This is a genomic window from Dysgonomonas sp. 216 (assembly GCF_010501065.1).
Lineage (GTDB): Bacteria > Bacteroidota > Bacteroidia > Bacteroidales > Dysgonomonadaceae > QVMM01.
The window spans coordinates 1-505 of the sequence record NZ_QVMM01000047.1; the positions used below are offsets into that span (position 1 = coordinate 1).

At 38.4% G+C, this 505-nt stretch carries 1 protein-coding gene; it reads left to right on the plus strand.

The window, feature by feature from the left end:
- Positions 1-114: 114 nt before the first annotated feature.
- Positions 115-505: hypothetical protein (locus D0T53_RS13435; RefSeq protein WP_163268749.1), on the plus strand; the 391-nt coding region annotated here is incomplete at its 3' end.

The following is a 505-nucleotide window of genomic DNA, read 5'->3' on the forward strand; positions in this document are numbered from 1 at the left end:
TGACGGTTGGCGACAAATTAGGTTGTTATACTTCCCTGCCTCAAGTAATGGACTGGTACAATAAGCGTATAGCTTTTTTAGATAATAAATATCAATAATCAAAATCATATAAAAATGAAAGCAATAGTAATAGACAGGAACGATGTTAATTACGATTTACCCCGAGTAGGGCAATTCGGTGGGCTTCGTATTTACGGAAAAGGTAATCTTTCGGGTACATTATATATATATCCTGCTGTAACAGGTGCAACAGAGGTATATGTAGAGGGCGATTTGTACATAACCGATGCTTTAGGCAATAATATCGGGCAAACAGCTTCGATAACAATGGGTAATGCCGTAATCAGGATAAAAGCAACATCTATAAACGGTGGTTACTTGTTTGTTGGTAATAGTGTGCTTCGTGGCTTTGGCAATATACAATCTACGGGTAATATTGGCTTAGGGTTTACGGCGAGTGATACCGCAAACAGCCCTTTTGCCGAATATAACATTGAATCGTTAC